Consider the following 517-nt stretch of genomic DNA (forward strand, 5'->3'; position numbering starts at 1 on the left):
TGGAGGGATCGAAGAACCCCTGATTGATGTGCTTGGCCGGTAATTTCTGGGTTTTGGCGATTTGATTGACGGTTTTTGCGATGGCCTCCGGTCTGCGTTTTGAGCAGATTGGGAGTTGTCCTCCGCTGGATGGCTATGCGCTCGCGTTCAATCTTTCGAGGAAGAGGAAGCGGCGCATATTGTAGACGATATTGGCGAGCCCGATCCTCATGGTGGCTCGGCTGATACCGACAGTCCGGACAAACAGCCCCGTCTGTGACTTCTGATCGGCAAAGACATGCTCGACACGCGACCGGATAATGGATTTTCCTGCATTCGATTTCTGGATATGCCGGGGCATAGGCTTGAGATGCGGCTTTTTGCGATGAACCTTGGAGACAAAGCCCTGCTTTTCCATGAAGTCTTCATTGGCTTTTGAGCGGTAGGCCGTGTCAGCCCAGACACTTGAGGCTGTATTGGTTTTATCCAGCAGCCCCTCTCTCAATCGCGCGCCATCACTGGCGGCGGCATGCGTTGT

At 53.8% G+C, this 517-nt stretch carries 1 protein-coding gene; it reads right to left on the minus strand.

Annotated features, from left to right (window positions below):
- Window positions 1–133: 133 nt before the first annotated feature.
- A partial coding sequence (locus HNH97_RS14600; RefSeq protein ID WP_171791364.1) for a transposase occupies window positions 134–517 on the minus strand: 384 nt, incomplete at its 5' end.

This window comes from Gluconacetobacter entanii (assembly GCF_013155425.1).
In the GTDB taxonomy this organism is placed as follows: Bacteria; Pseudomonadota; Alphaproteobacteria; order Acetobacterales; family Acetobacteraceae; genus Novacetimonas; species Novacetimonas entanii.